At 70.5% G+C, this 2,804-nt stretch carries 2 protein-coding genes and 1 pseudogene; all 3 read right to left on the reverse strand.

Annotated elements, in window-relative coordinates; all coding sequences use genetic code 11:
• Positions 1-409, reverse strand: a pseudogene (locus tag SSOG_RS09630) (TIM barrel protein); the annotation flags it as partial.
• 13 nt (positions 410-422) lie between these two features.
• Complete coding sequence (locus tag SSOG_RS09635) at positions 423-1,622, reverse strand: Gfo/Idh/MocA family protein (RefSeq protein WP_009714027.1); 1,200 nt, start codon at positions 1,620-1,622, stop codon at positions 423-425.
• A gap of 46 nt (positions 1,623-1,668) precedes the next feature.
• Positions 1,669-2,733 (reverse strand): substrate-binding domain-containing protein, encoded by a 1,065-nt coding sequence (locus tag SSOG_RS09640; protein WP_009714028.1) that lies wholly within the window; start codon positions 2,731-2,733, stop codon positions 1,669-1,671.
• Positions 2,734-2,804 lie beyond the last annotated feature (71 nt).

The following is a 2,804-nucleotide window of genomic DNA, read 5'->3' on the forward strand; positions in this document are numbered from 1 at the left end:
GATGGACGAGCCGGTGAAGCCGATGACCGTACGGACCCCGTAAGGCGGCCGCCGCGCGGGCCGTGTCGGCCATTTCGGCGGCGGCCCGCTGCCGTACGCCCTCCGCGTCGCCGTCGCCCCAGATGCGGGCGGGGAGGATGGCCTGGTGGCGTTCGTCGATGGGGTGGTCGCAGACGGCCTGGCCGACCAGGTGGTTGGAGATGGCCCAGCACTGGAGGCCGTACTTGTCGAGGAGCTGACGGCGCCCGTCGAGATAGCCGGGCTCGCCGAGCGCGCGGTCGACCTCGAAGTGGTCGCCCCAGCAGGCGAGTTCGAGGCCGTCGTAGCCGAAGTCGCGGGCGTGGCGGCAGACCTCCTCCAGGGGCAGGTCCGCCCACTGGCCGGTGAAGAGGGTGAAGGGTCTGGGCATGGTGGCCTCCTCCTCAGGCGGGCACGGGTGTGTAGACGCAGTTCTTCTCGGCGCTGTCCTCGACCGCGGCCAGCACCCGCTGCACCTGGAGCCCGTCCTCGAAGGACGGTTCGGGATCGGTCCCGGCGGCGATGGCCGCCACCATGTCGCGCGCCTGGTGGACGAAGGTGTGGTCGTAGCCGAGCCCGTGGCCCGGGGGCCACCAGGCCTCCAGGTAGGGGTGGTCGGGCTCGGTGACCAGGATGCGGCGGAAGCCGGAGTCGGCGGCGGGGGCGGTGTGGTCGTGGAACGACAGCTCGTTGAGCCGTTCGAGGTCGAAGGCGAGCGAGCCGTGGTCGCCGTTCAGCTCGATGCGCAGCGAGTTCTTGCGCCCGGCGGCGAAGCGGCTGGCCTCGAAGGAGGCCAGCGCGCCGGAGGCGAGCCGGCCGGTGAACAGGGCGGCGTCGTCGACCGTGACCGGTCCGCGCGCCGCCGTGCCCGAGCCCGCCGTACCCGGAAGCGGACGGTCCCGTACGAACGTTTCGGTGAGCGCCGAGACGCCGACCAGCCGCTCCCCCGCCAGGTACTGCGCGAGGTCCACGATGTGCGCCCCGAGGTCGCCGAGCGCGCCGGAGCCCGCCTGTTCCCGGCGCAGCCGCCACACCAGGGGGAATTCCGGATCCACGATCCAGTCCTGGAGGTAGGTGACCCGTACATGGCGCAGGACGCCGATCCGGCCCCCGGCCACCATGCGGCGGGCCTGCGCGATCGCGGGCGTACGGCGGTAGTTGAAGCCCACCATCGCCCGCTGTCCGCGCGCCCGGGCGCGGCGTGCGGCGGCGGCCATGGCTTCCGCTTCGGCGACCGAGTTGGCGAGGGGCTTCTCGCACAGCACGTGCTTACCGGCCTCCAGCGCGGCGATCGCGATCTCGGCGTGGCTGTCGCCGGGGGTGCAGACGTCGACCAGCTGCACATCGTCCCGGGCGATCAGAGCGCGCCAGTCGGTCTCGGCGGCCGCCCAGCCGTGTTTGTCCGCGGCGGCGCGGACGGCGTCCGGGTCACGGCCGCAGATGGCGGCCATGGCGGGGCGGAGGGGAAGGTCGAAGACGCGGGCCGCGGTGCGCCAGCCCTGGGAGTGGGCGGCGCCCATGAACGCGTAGCCGACCATGCCGACGCCGAGGCCCTGTGTTTCGGCCTGTCGCGCTTCGGGGTGTTGTGCTGCGGGGCTTTCCATGTGGCTCCTCTCAGATCGCGGCGGATGCGATTGGTGGAGACGGGGCCTAGCTGAATCCCGTGGGCAGGTACTCGTCCACGTTTTCCTTGGTCACGACGGCCGAGTAGAGGGTGAGGGACGCGGGGATCTCCAGTTCGGCCAGGCCCCCGACGCCGTTGCCCTGGCCGAGCGCACGGGCCAGGTCGATGGCGGAGGCGGCCATCGTCGGCGGGTACAGGACGGTGGCCTTGAGGACGGTGTTGTCGGCCTTGATGGCGTCCATGGCCCGCTTGGCGCCCGCGCCGCCGACCATCAGGAAGTCGTCGCGTCCGGCCTGCTGGATGGCACGTTCGGCGCCGACGCCCTGGTCGTCGTCGTGGTTCCACAGGGCGTCGAAGCCGGAGTGGGCCTGGAGCAGCTGGGCCATCTTCGACTGACCGGACTCGACGGTGAATTCGGCGGCCTGGCGGCCCACCTTCTTGATGTTGGGGTAGTTCTTGAGTGCGTCGTCGAAACCGGCCGTGCGCTGGCGGGTCAGTTCCAGGTTGTCCAGCCCGGCCAGCTCCACCACCTTGGCGTTCTTCTTGCCCTTGAGCTGTTCGCCGATGTAGCGACCGGCGTTGAGGCCCATGCCGTAGTTGTCGCCGCCGATCCAGCACCGGTACGCCTGCGGGGAGGCGAAGACGCGGTCGAGGTTGACGACGGGAATGCCCGACTCCATGGCCTTCAGCCCGACCTGGGTGAGCGCCTTGCCGTCGGCGGGCAGGATGACCAGGACGTCGACCTTCTTGTTGATGAGGGTCTCGATCTGCCCGATCTGCTGGGCGGTGTCGTTGGAGCCCTCCGTGCTGACCAGCGAGACGTCCTGGTACTCCTTGGCACGCCGTTTGGCCTGCTCGTTGATGGCGTTGAGCCAGCCGTGGTCGGCCTGCGGCCCGGCGAAGCCGATGGTGACCTTCTTGCCGCGTTTCTTGTCGGCGGCGCCGGCGGGCTGCTTGCCCTCGTCCTTGCTGTCGTTGTTCTCGTTGCTGGTGCAGCCGGCCGCGAACAGCGCGCCCGCCGCGGCGGTGCCCAGGAGGAGGTTTCTGCGACTGGTGGGGTTTCCCTGGATGGTGCTCGGGGTGTGGTTCATGACGTCGAACGACCCTTCTGTACCAGGACGGCGGCGACGATGATCGCGCCCTTGGTGATCTGCTGGACATC

The sequence above is a fragment of the Streptomyces himastatinicus ATCC 53653 genome, assembly GCF_000158915.1.
GTDB classification, from domain to species: Bacteria; Actinomycetota; Actinomycetes; order Streptomycetales; family Streptomycetaceae; genus Streptomyces; species Streptomyces himastatinicus.